The following is a 1856-nucleotide window of genomic DNA, read 5'->3' on the forward strand; positions in this document are numbered from 1 at the left end:
ACCGGGAAAACAGACGGGGGTAACACCCTTGACCGGCCCCGCTCCTTCAGGGATGACAGTGCCCCTTCGCGGTCTTCGAGTAGTTCTTGATCGTCAGGTACTCCTGGTGGGTGTTGCCACCCGAGCACTTGTTGGAGTCCCGTCCCGGGGGCCGGGCACGTTCGCGAACGCGGGGCTGCCAGCGCTCGCGCACCGCGTCCTCCAGGCGCCGGACGAGGTCGGCACGGGGCCGGCGAATCTGGTCCTTCACGTACCGCTCGACGGTGCGCTGGGAGATACCGAGTGCGTCGGCCTGATGGTGTCGGCGAGGAGGAGTGGCAACGCCTGGCGGTGAGTTCTGGGAACGCTCAAGCGGGCTCGACACCGCATGAATGTCGGCGGGTTCCAGCAGCACCGCCGATCGGTCAAGCCGTTTCAGCAGCAAGTATCCTGCCAGCAGGGCCCACAACAACCTGACAACGCCCTCGGACTCCGCCACCGGCTGAGAACCCGGGCCGCCGACCTGCCCGCCCCTGGTCACGGAAAGCGGAACGGCCCGTCGACGGAGTCGGCGGGCCGTCGTGCAGGATCCGGTCGGCCGCCGGATCTGCACCCGTGGGGTGAGTCGTCGCGCCAGGTCGTCGACCGCGGGACCGCTCCTTCCCGGCGGGCCGGTTGCCGAACACTGCTGCGTCGCGACGACCTGTCTGCGTGTGGTCGTCGCGACGCGTCCTCCCGTCCGGGGCGGAGCGTGCACGGAGCCCGAAGGGCGCTGATCGTCCCCCGGTCAGAACATGGCGATGGGGTTGACCGGCACACCGGTCAGGCCGTGGACGCGCGGCGGGGCGATGGTGAGCAGGAAAGTGTAGCGCTTCAGCCGCGCACACAAAGCTGCGAGGTCGTCCAGCTGCGGCACGTCGAGAAGCGGCATCGCCATCCGGCCGAGCGCCACCCCGTGCAGCGGGGAGGGTTCGTCCGGATTCAGCGGAGGATGCGCGTCACCCCTGTCCGGGGCGACGATGGCGACCCCCCGACGGTGCATCCAGCGCACCGCGTCCAGGCTGATTCCCGGACTCGGGGTGTCGGCGGGACCGCGCCCCGTCCAGCCGAGCCGAACCACCAGTGCGTCACCGGAGCCGACCTCGACTCCCTGCCGCTTCTCGGCCTGTTCGAAGTCGTGCGACGTCACCGCGTAGGCGGGGGCGAGGGGCCCCTCGACGGCCAGGTCGAGCAGGACCCCACGCGTCACTATTCCGGAGGCGAAGGCGGTCGTCGACGCGTGAGTGATACCGACGGGGGTGACGACCTGTTCCCTCGGACGGCCCGGATACACCTGGTCGTCACTCGACCAGTGCGCGAGCGCGTCGAGGTGCGTCGACTGCCAGTGGTGGTTGTAGACCAACGACAGATCGGCTGCCACGGGGCCACCGGTGTGGGACACCATCTGCTGCACCGGGGAAGAGGTGACCGGCTCAGGCAGGAAGGGGCTGAAGAACATTGCGTTCGGCGTGATCGGCTGGGCCAGAGACACCCACTGACCGGTGCGTGCCTCCGCGGCGGCCTTGGCGCGCACCTCGTCGGTGATCAGGTTGAGGGTGCCGAGTTCATCGTCCGGTCCCCATCGGCCCCAGTTGTCCGGCAGGTCCGCCTCGTTCTTGTCGGTCATGCCGATGGCCTCTTTCCCTTGGGTGTGCTCGGACCCGATGGCCCACGCAGAGCTACGAACTAGTCATACTTTTGCGGCCCGAGTGTAAGGGAAGGGCAGGGTGCTGATGAGCTGGTTGATCTCGAAATCGCCTTTCTTGAAAGCAAGTTGAACGTAAGCATTCAGAAGGTGGTCGGCGGTCGCGTTGCCTGACGATGTGACAGGCAGTGGG

General features: G+C 67.8%; 1 protein-coding gene and 2 pseudogenes. All 3 read right to left on the minus strand.

All coding sequences use genetic code 11. From position 1 onward, the window contains the following. Window positions 1–67: 67 nt before the first annotated feature. Window positions 68–148, minus strand: a pseudogene (locus ACFP2V_RS31605) (lamin tail domain-containing protein); the annotation flags it as partial. 3 nt (window positions 149–151) lie between these two features. Beyond that, window positions 152–292: pseudogene (locus tag ACFP2V_RS31610) on the minus strand (telomere-protecting terminal protein Tpg); the annotation flags it as partial. 474 nt (window positions 293–766) lie between these two features. Then, entirely contained in the window at window positions 767–1645 is an 879-nt protein-coding gene (locus ACFP2V_RS31615) for a cyclase family protein (protein ID WP_381218707.1), read from the minus strand. Between the last annotated feature and the right edge of the window lie 211 nt (window positions 1646–1856).

The sequence above is a fragment of the Streptomyces incanus genome (genome assembly GCF_042656345.1).
Lineage (GTDB): Bacteria > Actinomycetota > Actinomycetes > Streptomycetales > Streptomycetaceae > Streptomyces > Streptomyces incanus.